The sequence below is a fragment of the Pseudomonas sp. SYWMCR5 genome (assembly GCF_057197165.1).
On record NZ_JBXUNH010000006.1, the window covers coordinates 144,089 to 166,304 of the forward strand.

Here is a 22,216-nt window from a genome sequence, read left to right on the forward strand (position 1 = left end):
GCTGCCGTCGACTGTCGCCTTTGTGTACTCTCGCGTAATCAGTGTGGGGCCCTCAACTGCGAAAGGAACTGAGCATGCGGCCACTGCTTTGCGTTCTGGGATTGACCGCAATGATGTTCACGGCGCTCGCGGCGGCGCAGCCACCGCTGCGCCTGGTGGCTGACAAATGGCCGCCGTTCTCCGACAGCGCCATGCCGGGCGGAGGCCTGGCCACCAGCATCGTCACCACGGCACTCACCCGCGCCGGTTACGCCAGCGAGTTCGAGGAAGTGCCCTGGGCGAGGGCGCTGCTGGGGATTGGCGAAGGGCGCTACGACGTGCTCATCAATGCGTGGTACAACGAATCGCGTACTCGCCTGGGCCAGTTCTCCGGGGCCTATCTGACCAACCGTATCCGCCTGCTCAAGCGTCAGCGCGAGGCACTTGGCTTCAAGCGATTGGCCGATCTGTATCCCTACAGCATCGCCGTGGTGCGTGACTACGCCTACTCACCGGCGTTCGATGGCGACAGCCGGCTGAACAAGGTGGCGGTGCGCAGCTTCCCGTCGGCGATCCGCATGCTGGCGGCAGGGCGCGTGGACCTGGCGGTGGAGGACGAGTACGTGGCGCGCTACAACCTGCAGCGTGAGCCGCAAGAGGTGCGCGAGGCAGTGGATTTTGTCGAGCGGCCGCTGGGGGAGAACAGCCTGCATATCCTCGTCAGCCTTCAGCACCCTGAGCATCGGCAGATCGTCGAGCGTTTCGAGCGAGCGATTGCAGCGATGAAGGCCGATGGCAGCTATGCGCGGTTGTTGAAGCAGTATGGCTTGTGACCTGGGGTGTCGGCGCCGGCCTCAAGCCGGCTCCCCTTCCTTGATCAGATGCGCTGCCAATGTACGCAACGGCCCCAGTTGCCGGCAGATCAACGCCAACTGGGTCTGTACCAGTCGCTGATGCTCATCCAGCTCCTCGGGCATCTGCTCCAGCTGGTTGGCCAGCGCTTCTTCTTCATCGCTGTGAATGGCCACCGGCAGCCGCGCCGCCAGGCCATTGGCGATCTCGTCGAGACTGCGTGCCAGGCTGCTGCCGACCCCATCGATCAACTGTTCGTGCACCTCGGCAGGCAGTGCCGTATCCCGGTGTGCGCCGAGCCCTGACAGATAGCTGAGCAGGGTGTGCGACAACACCAGGAAGCGGAAGCCCACATCGGCCTCCTTGCGGAAGTGCCCCGGCTCCATGAGCATGTTCGACAGCGTGGTCGATAACGCCGCGTCGGCATTGTGGGCGTTGCGCCGGGCCAGGCGGTAGGCGAGGTCGTCGCGCTTGCCGTTGGCGTACTGCTGCATGATCTGGCGCAGGTACAGGCTGGCGCAGCTCAGGGTGTTGGCCAGCACCTTGTTCAGGCGCCGCCCCTGCCAGTCGGGCAGGAACAGGAACACCGCGAGGATCGCGATCAGGGCGCCCACCAGGGTGTCGAACAGGCGCGGCAGGAACAGCCCGTAGCCATCGCCGATCTGGTTGAAGCAGAACAGCACCATCAGCGTGATCGCCGCCGTGGCCAGGGTGTAGCGGGTGGTGCGGTTGACGAAGAACACCACGCCAGCGACCACCGCGAACAGCGACTGGACGATCGGGTTGGGGAACAGATCGAACAGCGCCCAGCCAACCGTCAGGCCGATGGCGGTGCCGAAGATCCGCTGCACCAGCTTGCGTCGCGTCGCGCCATAGTTGGGCTGGCAGACGAACAGGGTGGTGAGGATGATCCAGTAGCCTTGCGTGGGGTGGATCAGGTGCACCATGCCATAGCCGATCGACAGCGCCAGCGGTAGGCGCAGGGCGTGGCGGAACAGCAGCGAGGTGGGCGTGAGCTGGGTGCGCAGGCGTTTCCACACCTCCTTGAAGGTGCGCGGCGAGCGGTCGAGCAGGCTGCTGTCGCTGGCGTCGGCAAGGCTGTCGGGGTTGCTGGCCGCGCCAAGCAAGCGGTCCAGCGTGGCCAGGTTGACTGCCAACGCCCGCAGCGAGCGCAGCAGGCTGCGCCAGGCCGGGTTGTTCTGAGTGCGTAGATGCTCCAGCGAGGCGTTCAGGTCTTCCAGCGCCTCGGGGTAGCCGCTGGCGAGCACGAATGGCTGGCGCAGGCGGATCGAACGGGCCAGCTCCTGGCAGGACGAGCCCTGTTTGCGCAGCAGGCGCTGGCAGCGGAACATCACATCGCTGTGGAAGAACGCCTCGCTCAGGGCGTTGTAGGGGTAGTGCGAGGCGCTGACGCGCTCGTGGATGTCCTGGGCCAGGAAGTACAGCTTCAGGTAACGACTGACCTTGGAGTTGGGCTGGCTGTTGCCGACCCGGTGCAGGATGATTTCCTTGGCGGCATTGAGCGCGGCCACCACCTTGCCGTTCTGCTTGGCCAGCTCCAGGCGCGTGGCCTCGACATCGAGGGTGCGCACCGGCTCGAACAGGCTGGCCTTGAGCTTGAGGTAGCTGCCCAGCTCGTAGAACAGCTTGGCCAGGCTCTGCTGCACCGGCTGGTTGGAGAACAGCGCCTGCCAGAGCACCGAGAGCGCCCCGTACCACGCGGCTCCAGCCACCAGCAGCAGCGGCTCGTGCCAGAAATCAGTGACCACGCCGCCGCGCTGGTCAACGCCGATCATGGTGTAGACCGACAGGATCAGCGTCGCCGAGGCGATGGCGCCATAGCGTTCGCCCAGTGCTCCGAGCATGGTCAGGCCGAAAGCTGCCAGGGCCAGGGAGCCGGCGAAGAGCCAGGGGTAGGGGAACAGTAGCTCGACCGACAGCGCGGCGATGGCGAAACATACGAGGGTGACGGCCAGCGCACTGAGACGGCCCTGCCAGCCGTCGTCGGTCTCGGCCAGGGCGCTGGCGATGATGCCGAGGAACAACGGGATGAGCAGGCTCATCTCGTTCTGGTACCAGCACCAGGCCATGGTGCCGGTCAGGGCGATGGTCACCCGGATGGCGTAGCTGAACTTGTCTTGGCCCCACAAGCGACGCAATGAATGGCGGAACGAGCTCGATGACATAGTGGCCTGCTGGACAGAGTTCGAATGAGGACCTTGGGACCGACGCGGCTGCGCTGCCTTTCGCGGGCAAGCCCGCTCCTACAGGGCCAGCGCAATCCTGTGGGAGCGGGCTTGCCCGCGAAGGGCAGCGCACTCGGTCAAACCTTCCCGGCACAGACCAGCAAGAAGCGTTCCGTGCTGAAAGGATTCTACTCTAAACGAACTGCGCCGCTGCGTTGGCAGAAGCCCACGCCCACTGGAAATTGAACCCGCCCAGGTGCCCGCTGACGTCCAGCACCTCGCCGATGAAGAACAATCCCGGGCTCTTGAGCGACTCCATGGTCTTGGACGACACCTCGCGGGTGTCGACGCCGCCCAGGGTCACTTCCGCGGTGCGGTAGCCCTCGGTGCCTGCCGGTACCAGTTGCCAGGCCGCGAGCTGCCCGGCGATCTGGGTCAATTCTGCCGGGGTGTACTGCTTCAAGGGTTTCGAAACGAACCACTGCTCGGCCAGCAGGGTCGCCAGCTTGCGGGTGAACACCTCGCCCAGCACGGTCTTCAGCTCGCTGTTGGGGCGTTCGGCCTGCACGCCTTGCAGCCACTCCAGCGCGTCGCGGTCGGGCAACAGATTGATCTCCAGGGTGTCGCCCGCTTCCCAGTACGAGGAAATCTGCAGGATCGCCGGGCCGCTCAGGCCGCGATGGGTGAACAGCAGGTTTTCGCGGAAGCTGGTGCCGTTGCAGCTGGCGATGCAGTCCAGCGAGGTGCCGGAGAGCTCGGTGCACAATGCCTTGAGCTGGGGCTCGGTGATGGTGAACGGCACCAGCGCAGCGCGGGTCGGCAGCAGGGCGTGGCCGAACTGGCGGGCGACCTGGTAGCCGAAGCCGGTTGCGCCCAGGGTTGGGATCGACAGACCGCCGGTGGCGATCACCAGCGACTGGCAGGCAAATACACCGGCACTGGTCTGCAGGCGATAACCGCTGTCGGTCTTCTCGATCTGCTCGATGCTGGTGTTCATCCGCAGCTCGGCGCCGGCGTCGTCGCATTCGGCCAGGAGCATGTCGAGGATGTCGCTGGACTTGTTGTCGCAGAACAGCTGGCCGAGCTTCTTCTCGTGGTACGGCACGCCGTGTTTGGCCACCAGCTCGATGAAGTCCCACTGGGTGTAGCGGGCCAGCGCCGACTTGCAGAAGTGCGGGTTCTGCGAGAGGAAATTGGCGGGCTCGGTGTACATGTTGGTGAAGTTGCAGCGCCCGCCGCCGGACATGAGGATTTTCTTGCCCGGTTTGTTGGCATGGTCGAGCAGCAGCACACGGCGGCCACGGCGCGCGCTGAGTTGGGCACACATCAGGCCGGCGGCGCCGGCGCCGAGGATGATCACGTCGGTGGAGTGCACGGTGTTACCTCATGAATTTCCGGGGCCGCTTCGCAGCACCTCAGCGCTCACAGAGAATGCACTCGGCCTTAGGCCTGTGGAGATCCTGTGGGAGCTGGCTTGCCTGCGATGGGCTGCAAAAGCAGCCCCAGAATAGGTCAGACGATACGGACTTTCAGGGCCCGGCCCTTGATCTTGCCGCTGTTCAAGCGCTGCATCGCCTGCTTGGCCACGGCCCGCTCCACCGCCACGAAAGCGACGAAATCGAAGATGGCGATCTTGCCCACCTGCTTGCCCGGCAGCCCGGCATCGCCGGTCAGGGCGCCAAGGATATCGCCCGGACGCAGCTTGTCCTTGCGCCCGGCGGCGATGCACAGGGTGGTCATGGTCGGCAGCAGTGGCTCACCGCCCTTGTTCTTCAGGCTGTCCAACTGCTCCCAGCGCAGCGGGCGCTTCTGCAGGTCTTCGATGGCTTGCGCGCGGTGGCCTTCGGCCGGGGCCACCAGGCTGATCGCCACGCCTTTCTCGCCGGCACGGCCGGTACGCCCGACGCGGTGCACATGGATCTCGGCATCACGCGCCAGCTCCACGTTGATCACCAGGTCCAGGCCGTCGATGTCCAGGCCTCGGGCGGCGACATCGGTGGCCACCAGTACCGAGCTGCTGCGGTTGGCGAACATCGTCAGCACCTGGTCGCGGTCACGCTGTTCCAGATCACCGTGCAGGGCCTGGGCGACGATGCCCTTGGCGGTCAGGTGGGCGACCAGGTCCTCGCACTGCTGCTTGGTGAAGCAGAACGCCACGCAAGACTGCGGGCGGTAGTGGCCCAGTACGCGGGTAACCGCCTCCAGGCGCTGCTGTGGATCGATCTCGATGAAACGCTGCTCGATCTGGCTGTCGCTGTGCTGGCTCTCGACCGTGACCTGCTGCGGCTTGCGCATGAAGTCGGCGGCCAGTTGCTCGATGCCGGCCGGGTAGGTGGCCGAGAACAGCAGGGTCTGGCGGCGCGACGGGGTCTTGCCGATGATGGCGGCGATGGCGTCGAAGAAGCCCATGTCGAGCATGCGGTCGGCTTCGTCGAGTACCAGGGTGTTGAGCCCTTTCAGGTCCAGGGTGCCCTTGTCCAGGTGCTGCTGGATACGGCCCGGGGTGCCGACGATGATATGCGCACCGTGCTCCAGCGAGGCGATCTGCGGGCCCAGCGAGACGCCACCGCAGAGGGTGAGGATCTTGATGTTGTCTTCGGCGCGGGCCAGGCGGCGCAGCTCCTTGGCGACCTGGTCGGCCAGTTCGCGCGTCGGGCACAGCACCAGCGCCTGGCAGCCGAAGAAGCGCGGGTTGATCGGATTGAGCAGGCCGATGCCGAAGGCGGCGGTCTTGCCGCTGCCGGTCTTGGCCTGGGCGATCAGGTCCTGGCCCTTGAGGATGACCGGCAGGCTCTGGGCCTGGATCGGGGTCATCGAGGCATAGCCCAGGGCGTCCAGGTTGGCCAGCATGGCGGCGGACAGCGGCAGGGAGGCGAAAGCGGTGGATTCGGTGGTCACGAGGCGGGCCTGCGGTGCGAAGCGAAAAATGCCGCACAGTCTACCAGCCTCATGGCCATTCGCCCTACGTTTCCACATGCTCTTCCGGACGACGGGCACGCCTTCCGTCCGTCGGCGACAGTTGCAGGAAGATCGCCGCGGCCAGCATCGCCATCAGGCCGATGGTCAGGAAGGTCAACTGGAACGCGCCCAGCGTGGTTTCCACACCCTCGGCGCTGCCGGAGGCGGTAAAGCCGCCGAGCAGCGCACCGGCGCAGGCTACGCCCAGGCTCAGCGACAGTTGCGCGACCACCGACAGCAGGCTGTTGCCGCTGCTGGCGCTGGCGTCGTCGAGGTCGATCAGCGTCACTGTGTTCATTGCAGTGAACTGCAGCGAGTTCACTGCCCCCAGCAAGCCCAGTTGCACCAGCAGCAGCCAATAGGGTGTCTGTTCGTCGACCAGCCCCAGGCTGGCCAGCAGTACACCCAGCAACAGCGTGTTGCCGGTGAGGATGATGCGGTAGCCGAGGCGCTCGATCAGCGGCCGTGCCACCGACTTGGCGATCATCGCCGCGGCGGCCAGCGGGATCATGCTCATGCCGGCCTGGGCCGGCGAGTAGCCTAGCGCCACCTGCAGCAGCAGCGGCACCAGGAAGGGCAGGGCGCCGCTGCCCAGGCGGGCGAACAGGTTGCCGAGGATGCCGATGGCAAAGGTGCGCACGCGGAACAGGCTGGGCGAGAACAGCGGCTCCGGGTCACGCCCGGCGCGCAGCCAGTAGGCGGCAAGGCAGGCCATGCCAGCAAACAGCAGCAACATCACCCGCAGGTGCGGCAGGTGCAACTCGCCCAGGCCCTCCATGGCGATGGTGATCAGCACCATCGCGGCACCGAACAGGATGAACCCGGGCCCGTCGAAGGTGGTGCGTTCGCTGCCGCGCAGGTCGGGGATGAACTTCCATACTGCGTAGCAGCCCAGTGCGCCGACCGGCAGGTTGAGCAGGAAGATCCAGTGCCAACTGAGGATTTCCACCAGCCAGCCGCCGACGGTCGGACCCAGCAGCGGACCGAGCAGGCCGGGGATGGTGATGAAGCTCATGATCCGCACCAGCTCCGAGCGCGGATAGGCGCGTAGCACTACCAATCGCCCGACCGGCAGCATCAGGGCACCGCCCAGGCCCTGGATGACGCGGGCGATGATCAGGAAGCCCAGGCTATTGGCCGCCGCGCACAGCAGCGAACCCAGGCTGAACAACAGGATGGCGCCGAAGAAAATGTGCTTGGTGCCGAAGCGGTCGGCGATCCAGCCCGAGGCCGGGATCAGCAGCGCCACGGTGAGCATGTAGGCGATGATCACACCCTGCATGCGCAGCGGGTCTTCTGCTAGCGAGCGGGCCATGGCTGGCAGTGCGGTGTTGAGGATGGTGCCGTCGAGCGACTGCATGAAGAAGGCGATGGCCACCACCCAGGGGATCCAGCGGGCGGTGGTGGGGTCGAGCGGGGCGCGTTCGGGCATGGCCTCAATCCTGAAAAGTGCGCAGTTCCCTGCGGGCGCGGCGAACCGCCGCTCCCACAGGGGCGTGACGTTACAGTGTCAGCGTCAATCCTCTGACCAACGCCCCGGGCAGATGACTCGATCCGGTTTGCCGCTGCCCATAGGTACTGGTCGACAGGATCAGCTCGCGGTCACGGGTCAGCTCTTCCAACTGCTTACCCAGCAGGTTATAGAGGCTGTCGTCGAAGCGCATGGTGCTGACCGGGCCCTGGATCTGGCCGTTTTCCACCCAGAAGGTGGCGAAGCGCGTCAGGCCGGTCATCCGCGCTGCCGGCAGGTCTGAATAGTTCAGATACCAGAGGTTGCTGATGTACAGCCCGGTATCCAGGCGCGCCAGGATATCCGCCGACGCCAGCTCGCCCGGTGCCAGGCTCAGGGCGCACGGTGCCTCGTAGCTGTCGGCGCCGTTGCCCGGCAGGTCGAACTCTACTGCGCTGCGGGGGCTGACCAGGCGTGCGTGGCCCCGGCCTTCGACGATCAGCGCTACGTCCTTGCGGGGCGAGCCCTCGCTGGAGAACGCCGGGCTCAGCGAACCGCTGACCTGCTCCGAGAAGCTGACCCGCGGATCGAGCTTGTCATCACCGGTGTACAGACGCTGCAGTGGGCTGTTGCCGGTGGCCAGGGCCTGGGCCGAGAAACCGCCCCAGGCCAGCATGCCGGCGATCTCGTCCATGGCCGCGGGTGCCAGGTAGGCGCGGTAGCTGCCAGGCTTGAGGGTGATCGTCGGGCGCCCCAGGTACTCAAGCTGTTCGCGGGCCAGTTGCAGGCGTGCACTGAAGGCCTCGCCGCTCCAGACCTGGCCTGCATAGTTGGCCTTCACGGCCTGGCCATTGGTGTGGAACAGGCTCCAGTCGAAATTGAAGCTGTTGGCCTGGTGCCAGCCGAAGGCGCGGAACGAGCTGGCAAAGCCCCGGCAGATCGGGCCGGCGGCGTAGATGCCGACCAGGTCGAGGTCGCCTGCCTGCTGCTCGACCAGCGTCAGCACTTCGCTGAAGTCGGGCAGTGTTGGATCTTGCACGCTGTGGCTGTGCCAGGCGCTTTCGTCGAGTTTCAGGTAGGGGTCGAGCGGCAGCAGCGGCAAGGTCTGGCGCAATTGCTTCAGGGCATCCTGCAGGCGCTGGCGATCCAGTTGCGCATCGTCACCGAGGGTGAACTGCTGTTCGGCCTGGCGTCCTTCACGTATCAGGCGCAACTGCGCGCTAGCTTGGGCCACCTCGCCCGCCTGGCGCACCTTGGCATGGTTGAAACGCACGAAGCGCGACTGTTCGGCGTTGTAGCCGAGGGTGAATTGCTCGCCGGGGTGCAGCGCCTCGCGCAGGGCACTGACCAATGCCTCGAAGCGTTCTTGATAGGGAGTACTCATCAGGCGTCTCCTCCGAATACGTCGATCTGGCGGAACACGCAGGCCGGCGAGGCATGGCCGACCCGGATGACCTGGTTGGGTTCGCCCTTGCCGCAGTTGGGGGTGCCAAGCACCTGGAAGGTGCTGCTATCGCCCACGGCCGACAGGTTGCGCCAGAACTGCGCGGAGATGCCGCGATAGTTGGGGTTCTTGACCACGCCCTTGAGCTCGCCGTGTTCGATCAGTTGGCCCCATTCGCAGCCGAACTGGAACTTGTTGCGCGCATCGTCGATGGACCAGGAGCGGTTGGTGCGCATCAGGATGCCGTGCTCGATCCCCTTGATGAGTTGTTCGAGCGACTGGTCGCCCGGCTCGATGTTGAGGTTGGCCATGCGGTCGATCGGAGCGCGGTTCCAGCCGCAGGCGCGGCTGTTGGCCACGCCGTCGAGCCCCGAGCGGAACTGCGACAGGGCGCCGCCCAGCGGGCGCAGCAGCTTGCCCTCGCGGATCAGGAACTGCTTGCTGGCCGCGGTGCCGTCGTCGTCGAAGCTGTAGCTGGCCAGCTCCTCGTCGATGGTAGGGTCGAAGGTCACGTTCAGCAGGGGCGAGCCGTATTGCAACTGCCCGAAATCGCTGGGCTTGACGAAGCTGGTGCCCGCGTAATTGCGCTCGTCGCCGAGAATACGGTCCATCTCCAGCGGATGGCCGATGGACTCATGGATCTGCAGCATCATCTGGTCGGGCATCAGCAGCAGGTCGCGCGCACCGCTCGGGGTGTTGGGCGCCAGTAGCAGTTGCAGGGCTTCGTCGGCGATGCGCCGGGCGGCGCCGACCAGGCCGCAGCGCTGGACGACTTCGAAGCCACCCTGCTGGCCAAAGTTCTCCCGGCCCAGGCTGCGGCTCTGGCTGTCGCGGCCATCGCTGGCGGTGACGCCAAGGCCCGGAAAGATGAAGCGCTGCGCGTTGCGCAGCTCGGCGCCGGCCGAGTTCAGGTAAGTCTGCTCGACCAGGGTCATGCCCAGGCTCGCCTGCCAGTCCACCAGGCGTTCGTCCTTGGGCACGCTGGCCGATTCGGTGGCGAGCAGCTCGAGGCAATCCGCAAGGTTTGGCAGCGATTGGTCGAAGTTGGGCGAGATATGGTCGTGGCGCGTGCTCGGCACCGGTTGGTCGCGCAGGTCGAGCAGGTGGTGGCCGGTGATCTGCCGGGCCAGGGCCTCGGCGTGTTCCAGGGCGCGTTGCAGGCCGCTCTGCGACAGGTCGGCGGTGGCGGCGTAGGCCTCGACGCCGTTCAGGCGCACGGTGAGCATGGCACCTTCGTCCTGGCTGAAGAATGGCGGTTCGGCGACGTTGCGCCGCACCGACAGCGATTGATGCGATTGCTTCACGTGGCGAAGCGAGAACAGTTCGGCCTTGCTGCGCAGCGCTGCGAAGCGCTGGCGCAGCAGGGCGCTGGAATCGAACATGCGGGAACCTCCTGTTCGCGGTGGCTCCCCCTAGAACCACCCCTCTTGCATGCCCAGGCAGGTGTCGTCGCGTGCCTCGAGCAGTGCGAGCTCAGTATGGCAGCCTGGCACTTCCCAAGTCAGGAAATAACGTGCGGCCTGCAACTTGCCGTAGTAAAAATCGCGGTCGACCTCGACGCCTTTCATCAGCCCGAGCTCAGCATGGATGGCCTGCTCCAGCCAGCGCCAGCCGATTACGCAATGGCCGAACACCTTGAGGTACAGGGCCGAGTTGGCCAGGGCTCCGGCAACCTTGCCCTGGGCCAGGTCGCCGAGCAGTGCCAGGGTCACGGCTTGCAGGCGGTTGACCAGTTGCTCCAGCGGCTGGCGCAGTGCGTCCAGGTTGGGGTGATGGCTGGCGCGCTCGGCAGTGGTGGCGATCAGGCGAATCAGTTGCTTGAGCCCGGCGCCGCCGTTCTGCGCCAGCTTGCGCCCGAGCAGGTCGAGCGACTGGATGCCTTCGGTGCCTTCGTGGATCGGGTTCAGGCGGTTGTCGCGGTAGTACTGCTCTACCGGGTATTCGCGGGTGTAGCCGTGGCCACCGAGGATCTGGATCGCCAGTTCGTTGGCCTTGAGGCAGAACGTCGAAGGCCAGGACTTGACGATCGGGGTGAGCAGGTCGAGCAGTTCCTGGGCCTGGGCGCGTGCCGCCTCGTCGGGTGCGCTGTGGGTGTCGTCGAACAGCCGTGCGGCGTACAGACCCAGGTCGAAGGCGCCTTCCACGTAGGCTTTCTGCGCCAGCAGCATGCGTTTTACATCGGCGTGCTCGATGATCGGCACTGCTGGGCTGCTGGGGTCCTTGTTGTCCACCTGGCGGCCTTGCGGGCGCTGGCGTGCATAGTCCAGCGAGTACAGGTAGCCGGCGTAGCCGAGCATCACCGCACCCATGCCGACGCCGATGCGCGCTTCGTTCATCATCTGGAACATGCACGCCAGGCCCTGGTGTGGCTTGCCGACCAGGTAGCCGACGCACTGGCCGTTGTCGCCGAAGTTCAATGCCGTGGAGGTGGTGCCACGCCAGCCCATCTTGTGGAACAGACCGGCCAGCAGCACGTCGTTGCGGGCACCGAGGCTGCCGTCGTCGTTGACCCGGTACTTGGGCACGATGAACAGCGAAATGCCCTTCACCCCAGGCGGTGCATCCGGCAGCTTGGCCAGGACCATGTGCACGATGTTCTGCGACAGCTCGTGGTCGCCGCCGGAGATGAATATCTTGTTGCCCTTGAGCCGATAGCTGCCATCGCCAGCGGGCTCTGCACGGGTGCGGATATCGGCCAGCGACGAGCCGGCGTGGGGCTCGGTCAGGGCCATGGTGCCGAAGTAGCGGCCTTCGATCATCGGCTGCAGGAACAGGCGCTTCTGCTCCTCGCTGCCAAAGCTCTCGATCAGGTTGGCTGCGCCCATGGTCAGGAAGGGATAGGCCGTGGTGCCAGCGTTGGCGGCCTGGAAATGGGCGAAGCACGCTTGCGAGACCAGGCTCGGCAACTGCATGCCGCCGACGTCGAAGTCGCGGTTGGCGTTGAGGAAGCCCGCCTCGAGGAAGGCCTCTACCGCAGGCTTGACCTCGGGAATCAACTCGGCGCGGCCGTCGACATAACGCGGCTCGTGCTCGTCGCCCTTGCGGTTGTGCGGGGCGAAGTACTTCTCGGCAATCGCGCGAGCAGTACCGAGCGCGGCGTCGAAGGTCTCGCGGTTGTGCTCGGCGAAACGCGGGCGCTGGGTGAGGGCTTCGGCGTCGAGGACTTCGTAGAGTTCGAAGGCGAGATTGCGGGGGTTGAGGAGGTGCTCGGACATGGCGGGATTCCTGGGTTCGAGATGCTGCGAGTCTAGAGCCAGTGGGAGGGGCTGCACAGGCTCATGGGTGCGCGTGATGACACTCCAGAAGGCTGAGCATAGGTGTGCGATTGGTGGCGCTCGCTGCTTCTCGAGATCCTTTGCGCTGCTCTACTGGTATTTCTGTCAGGTGTGGCCTGTACATCACTGGCGTAGCCTAGGCCTTTGCCGGATCCCCGTTGAGCCCTGATTGGGGGCTGCATGCCATCTAGACCTGAGCCGGAGCATCGCCCAATGACCAGCAACGCGCCATTAGTCCATCGCCAAACCCCATCGGTATCGGCGTTTGCTCGCAAGCTGAAGGTACGGGAAATCGCCTGCCATCGTGATGCGCTTGCGCTTGGACAGACCACACTGCTCATCACGCGGCACAGGTACGATCCTCGTGGTTTCCTGGATCGGAGCGTCGACCCGCGTATGGCTGGGCGCGGTCTGGTGAACTTCGCGTTGGGCAACGATTTCACTGGCAAAGTGCTGCGTGTTCAGAGTGTCGACGCGGGCATAGAAGTTGCCTTGGCTGATATCGATGGTCGGCCTTTGGTGCATGTCAGTGCAATCGCGGCAGGCGCAGAAGGGCGTGACGACTACAGCCAGGCGGTGGTACGTCGATCGATGTACGAGGCTCACGGTCTGGCGGGTCGTTTGTCGAGCATCAGCGATACAGTTGGCGGTGGTGTTCCCCGCATGACCCAGCGCTTTGTCTATGGGGGGAGCAGTGCACTGGAGCGGGGGCGAAACCTGGCTGGTCGCTGTACACGTCTTTACGACACTGCTGGCCTTGCGTTGCACGACGCCATCGCCATGACCGGTACCACGCTGTCTGTCACCCGTCGTCTTCTGGGGCAGGGAGATGAAGTACAGACAGTGGTCGATTGGCAAGGTGAGAGTATCGATGAATGGGACCGCGCACTTGAAACGACTGCGCAGGCACACACTACGTGTTCGGTCGTGGACGCAACCGGAACCGTATCGAGCATCGTCGATGCAGCCGGGAACCGGCGGCGTGTCACCTATGATATTGCGGGTCGGCTCCAAGCAAGTTGGCTGAGACGCAAAGACTCTCAAGAGTGCGAGATCGTCCGGTCGACGAGTTACCTGGCAGGTGGACATAAGACCCGTGAACTGCAGGGTAACGGTGTGTCGAGCACCTATTTCTTTGAGCCACGAACGCAACGCCAGGTTCAGCTACGGATCGAGCGGCCTGCGAGTCATGCCCTGGGGGCGAGGCTCCTGCAGGATTTGCAGTATTCGTTCGACCCGGTGGGCAATGTGGTGAGCGAACGGGACGAGGCCGACAACAGAAGATTCTGGCGGAACCAGGTGGCGGAGCCGCAGACCACGTACTGTTACGACAGCCTTTATCAATTGGTCGGCGCCTGCGGAAGAGAGCAGGTCAATGCGTCATCGCGGGCGGGAGAGTACAACACACCGTCTCCCTCTCCCTACGATGAGACACTCGTTACCCGTTATACCCGCAACTATATCTATGACACTGCTGGCAACCTGACGCGCATCGTGCACCGGGTGCCGGCCAGCAATCACTGTCGTGTCGTCGAGATCACAGTCAGTGGCCGCAGCAATCGGGCGGTGCTGGGCATAATGGCGAAGACACCCGCCGAGGTGGAGGCGTTGTTCACGGCAAAGGGTCAGCAGATCTCGCTGTTGCCCGGCAATCCCCTGTGCTGGACGCCTCAAGGGGAGTTGCATCAGGTCATCTCCCAGCAACGCGAGGAGGGGCGGCATGACCATGAGCACTACCGTTATGACAGTGCCAGCATGCGAGTCCTGAAAGTCAACACGCAGTGGGCCGCTGCAAGCCGGCACACGCTTCGAGTCACTTATTTACCCGGGCTTGAATTGCGCTGCACTACCCGCGATGCCTCCCTTGAGGAGGAGTTGCAGGTTATTTCGGTCGGTGAGCCCGGTCATGCACAGGTGCGAATGTTGCACTGGTGCAGCGAGGTGCCAGACGGGTTGGAGAACGATCAACTGCGCTACAGCTACGACACGCCGCTGGGCAGCGGCATCCTGGAGGTTGACGGCGCGGGCAGGCTGATCAGCCATGAAGCGTATTACCCTTTTGGGGGAACTGCGTTGTGGGTGGCCCGTAGCGAGCTTGAAGGGAGTTACAAGACCTTGCGTTATTCAGGCAAGGAACGAGATGCGACTGGGCTGTACTACTACGGTTATCGCTACTACCAGCCGTGGGTCGGGCGGTGGCTGAGCGCAGACCCGGCGGGTGCGGTGGAGGGCCTCAACTTGTATTGCATGGTGCGCAACAACCCGGTGACGCGCAGGGATGCCAATGGATTACACAGTTTTGAGACGGAGTTCGGGTCTGACTTCGCTGCGTTGGACAAGTTGATCGAGTTTCCGGAGATTTTTAAAAATCTGAAGCCTGGTGTTGTACTAAAGGGCAATGTCAGTCAGGACACGCAACGTCGAAAGAAATTAACGGTGTATTGGATGCGTGAGAGTGAAGCGTATCAACCCACTGAACTGGAAAGGGTCATAGGTCCGTCGGGCAACAGCGAGCAAGAAGCTCTTGGCCCGGCTTCGCAGCTCGCGCAGGATCTAGGGGTGACTGAACAGTTTGCCAAGGACTTTACGCGTGACACGTACACCCTGATAGAAAACGGCGAGGAAACTCCCTTGTTTGTACACAACGTTGAGAAGTATTTCAGCTCGCAGCAGCTAGAGATTATTTCGATGCTTGCACATCAAGCACTGGCTGCCGAGATAACAAGCTTACTCTACTCCATCGAGCCAGCCGGCGGTGCGTTCAACGAGCAAGGCCAGGTGCGCGGCATATGGTCAGCGGCCCCGGGCGCGGCCTCTGAATACCAGATTCACAGGGGCGCAAGAGGCGAGCCGGACGAGGTCTCGATCAGCTCGAGACAGGTCTTCAGCCTGAAGGACGTGGCGACAGGTGAGTTTATAGCTAAGGTTGATGCGATTACCCAGCACACTGTATTTCTGGCCACATCTATCGAGAACGGAGAGGTAAATTATAACCTCCAGAAGCATGTGCCCAGCCTGCAAAAGATAACGCTTTTGCATGTTTTGCCGGAGCAACCGGTGCCCAAAAAGTCGCCCGTTCTATCCAGATTCAAATTCTGGAAATCGAATAAAAAACAATAGGTGGGTTGCCCGCTGCCACCGTTTCGCTGCTGAACCGGTGGGAGCGGGCTTGCCCGCGATGGCGTCAGTACGGTCAGCCGATGGTCATCAGGCTGGCGTTACCCCCTGCAGCCGCGGTGTTCACGCTCACCGCACGCTCGATCACCAACCGCTCCAGCGCGATCTGCTGATCGCCGCTGGACAGCCCATGCACACCAACGATGGCACCGGCGCGTTTGGCGACCTGCTGGCACACCGCGCGCAGCTGGTCGGAGTCGCCGTGGTGGATGACCGCGTCGAACGCCACGTCATCCTTGCTCCAGTCGGCCACCAGCTTGATATTGCCTTGCAGGTCTTTCGGCAGGCGACCGCGCAGGCCCTTGGCCGGCTCGCCGTCGGCCCACACCGCCGAGCTGCCAACCGCCAGCACCGCGGCGAACTGCGCGAGCAGGTCGGCCTCGTTGTCAGCCAGGCACAGCACATGCTCGCGAGGCAGCACGGTGTAGGTGTTGCGCTCGCCGGTCGGGCCAGGCAGTACGCGGGTGATGCCACTTTGCGACTGTTCGGCGAACTGCTCGCACAGTGCCACCAGCTCGGGCTGGTTGCTCGAAGCCCAGGCCTTGAGCACCTGCAGCGGCTTGATCAGCTGGTCGCGCAGGGTGGTGTCGGCCTTGGTCTCACCGTCGGCACGCTGGAAGTGGCGGGCGATGGCGTCAGCCGGGCGGGTCGACAGCAGGCGGTACAGGTACAGCGGGCCACCGGCTTTCGGGCCGGTGCCCGACAGCCCTTCACCACCGAATGGCTGCACGCCGACCACGGCACCGACGATGTTGCGGTTGACGTACATGTTGCCGGCGTTGACGTTGTCCACCACCTTGGCGATGGTTTCGTCGATGCGGGTGTGCACGCCCAGGGTCAAGCCGTAGCCGGAGGCGTTGATCTGCGCGATCAACTGGTCGAGGTGCTTGCGGTTGTAGCGCACCACGTGCAGCACCGGGCCGAAGATCTCGCGCTTGAGCTCGTCGAAGCTCTCCAGCTCGATCAGGGTCGGCATGACGAAGGTGCCGCGCTTGCACTCCTCGGATTCGGCAATGGCCACCTGGTAGACGCTGCGACCTTTCTCGCGCATGGCCTGGATGTGCTTCTCGATGCCGGCCTTGGCTTCGGCGTCGATCACCGGGCCGATGTCCATCGACAGGCGCTCGGGGTTGCCCATGCGGTTCTGCGCCATGGCGCCCTTGAGCATCTCGATCACGCGGTCTGCGGAATCCTCTTGCAGGCACAGTACGCGCAGCGCCGAGCAACGTTGACCGGCGCTGTCGAAGGCCGACGACACCACATCGATCACCACCTGCTCGGTCAGCGCCGAGGAGTCGACGATCATCGCGTTCTGCCCGCCGGTTTCGGCGATCAGCGGGATCGGACGACCCTGGGCATCCAGGCGGCCGGCGACGTTGCGTTGCAGCAGGCGCGCCACTTCGGTGGAGCCGGTGAACATCACGCCCTTGACCCGTTCGTCACCGACCAGGCCGGCACCGACGGTTTCGCCGCGCCCCGGCAGCAGTTGCAGCACACCTTCGGGGATGCCGGCTTCGAGCAGCAGACGCACGGCCTGGGCCGCGACCAACGGGGTCTGTTCGGCCGGCTTGGCCAGCACCGGGTTACCGGCGGCCAGTGCGGCGGCCACCTGGCCGGTGAAGATCGCCAGCGGGAAGTTCCATGGGCTGATGCACACCACCGGGCCGAGCGGGCGGCAGGCGTCGTTGCTGAAATCGTTGCGTGCCTGCACGGCGTAGTAGCGCAGGAAGTCGACGGCTTCGCGCACTTCGGCGATGGCGTTGGCGAAGGTCTTGCCGGCCTCGCGGATGAGCAGGCCCATCAGCGGCTGGATCTCGGCTTCCATCAGGTCGGCGGTGCGCTCCAGGATCGCGGCGCGCTCGGCTGGTGGGGTGGCTTGCCAGATCGGCGCGGCATTGAGGGCGCACTGGATGGCGTTGTCGACGTCGGTGACGCTCGCCTCTTGCACATGGCCCACCACGTCGCGGTGGTCGGCAGGGTTGAGTACCGGTGCGGCGGCTTCCTGGCTGGTGGCGCAGGCCAGCAGCGGGGCAGCCTTCCAGTCGTTGTGGGCGGTTGCCAGCATGGCGCAGGACAGCGACGCCAGGCGGTGTTCGTTGGCCATGTCGATGCCGGCCGAGTTGGCCCGTTCGCTGCCATAGAGGTCGCGCGGCAGCGGAATGCGCGGATGCGGCAGCCCGATGCTGCCTTCCTGGGTGGCCATGCGCTCGATACTCGCGACCGGGTCGGCGACCAGTTCCTGGATGGAGATCGAGTGGTCGGCGATACGGTTGACGAACGAGGTGTTGGCGCCGTTTTCCAGCAGGCGGCGTACCAGGTAGGCCAGCAGGGTTTCGTGGGTGCCGACGGGTGCATAGACGCGGCATGGACGGTTCAGCTTGCCATCGGCGATCTTGCCGACGACCTGCTCGTACAGGGGCTCGCCCATGCCGTGCAGGCACTGGAACTCGTACTGGCCTGGGTAATAGTTCTGGCCGGCAATATGGTAGATGGCCGACAGGGTGTGGGCGTTGTGCGTGGCGAACTGCGGGTAGATGGCTTCCGGCACCGACAACAGCTTGCGGGCGCAGGCGATGTAGGACACGTCGGTATAGACCTTGCGGGTGTAGACCGGGTAGCCCTCCAGGCCTTCGACCTGGGCGCGCTTGATCTCGCTGTCCCAGTAGGCGCCCTTGACCAGGCGGATCATCAGGCGGTGACGGCTGCGCTTGGCCAGGTCGATGACCGAGTCGATCACGTACGGGCAGCGCTTCTGGTAGGCCTGGATGACGAAACCGATACCGTTCCAGCCCGTCAGCGATGGCTCGAAGCACAGGCGTTCGAGCAGGTCCAGCGACAGCTCCAGGCGGTCGGCTTCCTCGGCGTCGATGTTCAGGCCGATGTCGTACTGCTTGGCCAGTTGGGTCAGCGACAGCAGGCGCGGGTACAGTTCTTCCATCACACGCTCGTATTGCGCGCGGCTGTAGCGCGGGTGCAGCGCCGAGAGCTTGATCGAGATGCCCGGGCCTTCATAGATGCCGCGCCCGTGCGAGGCCTTGCCGATCGAGTGGATCGCCTGCTCGTAGGAGGCCAGGTATTTCTGGGCGTCGTGCTCGGTCAGCGCGGCCTCGCCGAGCATGTCGTAGCTGTAGCGGAAGCCCTTGGATTCGAAGCGGCTGGCGTTGGCCAGGGCTTCGGCGATGGTCTCGCCGGTGACGAACTGCTCGCCCATCAGGCGCATGGCCATGTCGACACCCTTGCGGATCATCGGCTCGCCACTCTTGCCGATGATGCGGGTGAGCGAGGAGGTCAGGCCGGATTCGTTGTGGGTGGAGACCAGCTTGCCGGTCAGCAGCAGGCCCCAGGTTGCGGCATTGACGAACAGCGACGGGCTGTTGCCCAGGTGTGGCTGCCAGTTGCCCGTGCTGATCTTGTCGCGGATCAGGGCGTCGCGCGTACCTTTGTCGGGGATGCGCAGCAGGGCTTCGGCCAGGCACATCAGCGCCACGCCTTCCTGGGACGACAGCGAGAACTCCTGCAGCAGGCCCTGGACGATGCCGGCGCGGCCGCTGGCGCTCTTCTGGTTGCGCAGCTTGTCGGCAAGGCCTGCGGCCATCTTGTTGGTCGCTTCGGCCAGCGGGGCCGGCAGGCGGGCCTGCTCCAGCAGCATCGGCACCATTTCCTGCTCGGGGCGACGGTAGGCTGCGGTGATCGCTGCGCGCAGCACGGACTGGGGCAGAATGCTCTCGGCGAATTCGAGGAAGCACTGGTGGGTGTGGTCGGCCGGGAGTTCGCCAGCGTCGTCACCGAACTGCGCAGCGTGGCCGTTGATTTCGTTCAGGGTTGCACCACCCTCGAGCTTCTCCAGGTAATTGAAGATCGCTTGCTTGATCAACCAGTGCGGGGTGCGGTCGATGGACTGCGCAGCCGCTTTGAGTCGCTCACGGGTCGGGTCGTCGAGTTTGACCCCAAGGGTGGTCGTCGCCATTTCTTATCCTCGTTATTGCCACGGGCGTGGCTAAGCTGGCGGCAAGATTAGCGCCAGGCACCTCTCGGGTGCAACCGGGTGCAACCCGAATTTTTCATGAAAAAGGTGCAACTCGTCTGGCGTAAAACGCTAAACAGCGGAAAGGGTCGTTTTTGCTGCTCTTGCTTATTAAAAGCGACGTTTTTGCTTCAAAAAGGAGCAAAAAAGGGGTTTTGACTGAAAAGACATTTCCAGGTGCAACTTGCAAATGAAAAATGGTTGCACCCGCTTCATGTTGTTGCATAGGATTCGCCGCCTGGGTGCAACCGTCTCACGAAGGTCGGCTGCAAGAGATAACAACAACGCCAGGGCACAACCATGGGCAATCCAATCACGATCACCTTTGTGGTCTACATCGCGGTAATGGTGCTGATCGGCTTCGCGGCCTATCGCTCCACCAAGAATCTCTCCGACTACATCCTCGGCGGTCGCAGCCTCGGCAGCGTGGTCACCGCGCTTTCTGCTGGCGCTTCCGACATGAGCGGCTGGCTGCTGATGGGCCTGCCGGGCGCCATCTACATGTCGGGCCTGTCGGAGGCCTGGATCGCCATCGGCCTGACTGTCGGTGCCTACCTGAACTGGCTGTTCGTCGCCGGCCGTCTGCGGGTGCAGACCGAGCACAACGGCGATGCGCTGACGCTGCCCGACTACTTCGCCAGCCGTTTCGAAGACCACAGCGGCCTGCTGCGGGTGATCTCGGCCATCGTCATCCTGGTGTTCTTCACCATCTATTGCGCCTCGGGCATCGTGGCGGGTGCGCGCCTGTTCGAAAGCACCTTTGGCATGTCCTACGAGACAGCCCTGTGGGCCGGTGCTGCGGCGACCATCGCCTACACCTTCATCGGTGGTTTCCTGGCGGTAAGCTGGACCGACACCGTGCAGGCCTCGCTGATGATCTTCGCGCTGATCCTCACGCCGATCATCGTGCTGATCTCCACTGGCGGCTTCGACACCACGATGTTGGCGATCGAGGCGCAGAACCCGGCGAACTTCGACATGTTCCGCGGCGCCACCTTCATCGGCATCATCTCGCTGATGGGCTGGGGCCTGGGCTACTTCGGCCAGCCGCACATCCTGGCGCGCTTCATGGCCGCCGACTCGGTGAAGTCGATCGCCAATGCCCGTCGTATCTCAATGACCTGGATGATTCTGTGCCTGGCCGGCACTTGCGCCGTGGGCTTCTTCGGGATTGCGTATTTCTCGGCCAACCCTGATCTGGCTGGCCCGGTCACCGAGAACCACGAGCGTGTGTTCATCGAGCTGGCGAAGATCCTGTTCAACCCGTGGGTTGCCGGTGTGCTGCTGTCGGCCATCCTGGCGGCAGTCATGAGCACCCTGAGCTGCCAGTTGCTGGTGTGCTCGAGTGCGCTGACCGAGGACTTCTACAAGGCTTTCCTGCGCAAGGGTGCTTCGCAGACCGAACTGGTCTGGGTCGGTCGCCTGATGGTGCTGGCCGTGGCATTGATCGCCATCGCCCTGGCGGCGAACCCTGACAACCGTGTGCTGGGCCTCGTGGCTTATGCCTGGGCGGGCTTCGGTGCTGCGTTCGGGCCGGTGGTGCTGCTGTCGGTATTGTGGAAGGGCATGACCCGCAACGGTGCCCTGGCGGGGATCGTGGTGGGTGCGCTGACCGTGATCCTGTGGAAGAACTACGTCGGGCTTGGCCTGTACGAAATCATCCCGGGCTTCCTGTTCGCCACCATCGCCATCATCGTGGTGAGCAAGCTGGGGCGTCCGAGCGGCAGCATGGTTTCGCGGTTTGAAACGGCTGATGCTGCATATCACGCAGACAAGTAACATCTGCTGATTCGGCGACGGCTGCTTCGCGGGCGGGCCCGCTCCTGTGGGGGCGGGCCTGCCCGCGAGTGGCCCTTGTGCCGATCGACGGCCAGGCCTGACTCCGCCCGCAAGGCAAGGTAAACTTGCCGCCCCCGCAGGAGTTGCCATGAACTATCGTCACGCCTTCCACGCCGGCAATCATGCCGACGTCCTCAAGCACATCGTGCTGACCCGCCTCATCGCCCTGATGTCGCGCAAGGAACAGCCGTTCGCCTATATCGACACCCACGCCGGCCTGGGGCTGTACGACCTGCAAGGCGACCAGGCGACGCGTACCGGTGAGTATCTCGAAGGTGTTGCCCGCCTGTGGAATCGCGAAGACCTGCCGGCTGCGACCGCCGACTACCTGCGCATCATCAAGCGCCTGAACGCGGATGGCGAGTTGCGCTACTACCCCGGCTCGCCGGAGTTGGCACGGCGCCTGATGCGCCAGCAGGATCGCGCACTGCTCAACGAGAAGCACCCTGAAGACGGGCCTTTGCTCAAGGAAAACATGAAGAAGGATCCGCGGGTCACCGTGCACCTGGGCGAGGGCTGGCATGTGCCGCGCGCCCTGCTGCCGGTGCAGGAAAAGCGCGCGATCATGCTGATCGACCCGCCCTTCGAGCAGGCCGACGAACTCAAGCGCTGTACCGTGGCGATGAAGGAGGCGATCGGCCGCATGCGCCAGACCGTCGCGGCCATCTGGTACCCGATCAAGGACCAGCGTTCGCTGACCCGCTTCTATCAGGACCTGACCAGCACGGGCGCGCCCAAGCTGCTGCGCGTCGAACTCTATGTGCATCACCAGGACAGCCCGCAGGGGCTGAACGGCTCGGGCCTCGCCATCGCCAACCCGCCATGGGGGCTGGAGGATGAGCTCAAGGAGTTGCTGCCCTGGCTGGCCAGGGAGCTGGCGCAGACTTCGGGCAGCTTCCGCATGGACTGGCTGATCGCCGAATAGCCCCGCGCGACAAGGGGCGGTGTGCCCCTGATCTTTGCGTTATAATCCCGCCCTTTAGCCGCCAGCCGCCCACGAGGCCGCTGGCGCATCTCTACCGAATGAAGAGG

Annotated in this window: 13 protein-coding genes; 4 read left to right on the top strand and 9 right to left on the bottom strand. The window is 64.3% G+C overall.

What is annotated here, in order from left to right:
• The first annotated feature begins 74 nt into the window (after positions 1-74).
• On the top strand, positions 75-812 hold the full coding sequence (locus AC2CGW_RS17125) for a substrate-binding periplasmic protein (RefSeq protein ID WP_186708261.1): 738 nt from the start codon (positions 75-77) through the stop codon (positions 810-812).
• A gap of 21 nt (positions 813-833) precedes the next feature.
• On the opposite strand, the gene yccS is transcribed toward AC2CGW_RS17125, so the two are convergent.
• The 7 genes from yccS to AC2CGW_RS17160 form a co-directional block, all read right to left on the bottom strand.
• Complete coding sequence (gene yccS / locus AC2CGW_RS17130) at positions 834-3,017, bottom strand: YccS family putative transporter (protein ID WP_484574343.1); 2,184 nt, start codon at positions 3,015-3,017, stop codon at positions 834-836.
• A gap of 193 nt (positions 3,018-3,210) precedes the next feature.
• Positions 3,211-4,392, bottom strand: coding sequence for a BaiN/RdsA family NAD(P)/FAD-dependent oxidoreductase (locus tag AC2CGW_RS17135; protein ID WP_186665858.1), 1,182 nt, complete (start codon positions 4,390-4,392; stop codon positions 3,211-3,213).
• Between the two features lie 137 nt (positions 4,393-4,529).
• Positions 4,530-5,867, bottom strand: coding sequence for an ATP-dependent RNA helicase DbpA (gene dbpA / locus AC2CGW_RS17140; protein ID WP_288374157.1), 1,338 nt, complete (start codon positions 5,865-5,867; stop codon positions 4,530-4,532).
• A 112-nt stretch (positions 5,868-5,979) separates the two neighbouring features.
• The gene (mdtD, locus tag AC2CGW_RS17145; RefSeq protein WP_186665860.1) at positions 5,980-7,407 is read right to left on the bottom strand and encodes a multidrug transporter subunit MdtD; all 1,428 of its coding nucleotides are present in this window, start codon (positions 7,405-7,407) and stop codon (positions 5,980-5,982) included.
• Between the two features lie 70 nt (positions 7,408-7,477).
• Entirely contained in the window at positions 7,478-8,809 is a 1,332-nt protein-coding gene (locus tag AC2CGW_RS17150; protein ID WP_484574344.1) for a TldD/PmbA family protein, read from the bottom strand.
• Complete coding sequence (locus AC2CGW_RS17155) at positions 8,809-10,251, bottom strand: TldD/PmbA family protein (RefSeq protein ID WP_186665863.1); 1,443 nt, start codon at positions 10,249-10,251, stop codon at positions 8,809-8,811. Before AC2CGW_RS17155 ends, AC2CGW_RS17150 begins: the two co-directional genes overlap by 1 nt.
• Positions 10,252-10,281: 30 nt before the next feature.
• Positions 10,282-12,084, bottom strand: coding sequence for an acyl-CoA dehydrogenase (locus tag AC2CGW_RS17160; RefSeq protein WP_484574345.1), 1,803 nt, complete (start codon positions 12,082-12,084; stop codon positions 10,282-10,284).
• Between the two features lie 273 nt (positions 12,085-12,357).
• Here AC2CGW_RS17160 and AC2CGW_RS17165 point away from each other — a divergent pair, with 273 nt between their 5' ends.
• Entirely contained in the window at positions 12,358-15,264 is a 2,907-nt protein-coding gene (locus AC2CGW_RS17165; RefSeq protein ID WP_484574346.1) for an RHS repeat domain-containing protein, read from the top strand.
• Between the two features lie 73 nt (positions 15,265-15,337).
• Here AC2CGW_RS17165 and putA read toward each other — a convergent pair whose 3' ends face one another.
• Positions 15,338-19,288: a trifunctional transcriptional regulator/proline dehydrogenase/L-glutamate gamma-semialdehyde dehydrogenase gene (gene putA / locus AC2CGW_RS17170; protein ID WP_484574347.1), complete on the bottom strand. Its 3,951-nt coding sequence runs from the start codon at positions 19,286-19,288 to the stop codon at positions 15,338-15,340.
• Between the two features lie 94 nt (positions 19,289-19,382).
• Complete coding sequence (locus AC2CGW_RS17175) at positions 19,383-19,571, bottom strand: hypothetical protein (protein ID WP_186721289.1); 189 nt, start codon at positions 19,569-19,571, stop codon at positions 19,383-19,385.
• A gap of 74 nt (positions 19,572-19,645) precedes the next feature.
• On the opposite strand from AC2CGW_RS17175, the gene putP reads away from it, so the two are divergent.
• Complete coding sequence (putP, locus tag AC2CGW_RS17180; RefSeq protein ID WP_186665868.1) at positions 19,646-21,124, top strand: sodium/proline symporter PutP; 1,479 nt, start codon at positions 19,646-19,648, stop codon at positions 21,122-21,124.
• 148 nt (positions 21,125-21,272) lie between these two features.
• A complete protein-coding gene (locus AC2CGW_RS17185) occupies positions 21,273-22,109 on the top strand; it encodes a 23S rRNA (adenine(2030)-N(6))-methyltransferase RlmJ (protein ID WP_186665870.1) in 837 nt (278 codons plus the stop codon).
• Positions 22,110-22,216 lie beyond the last annotated feature (107 nt).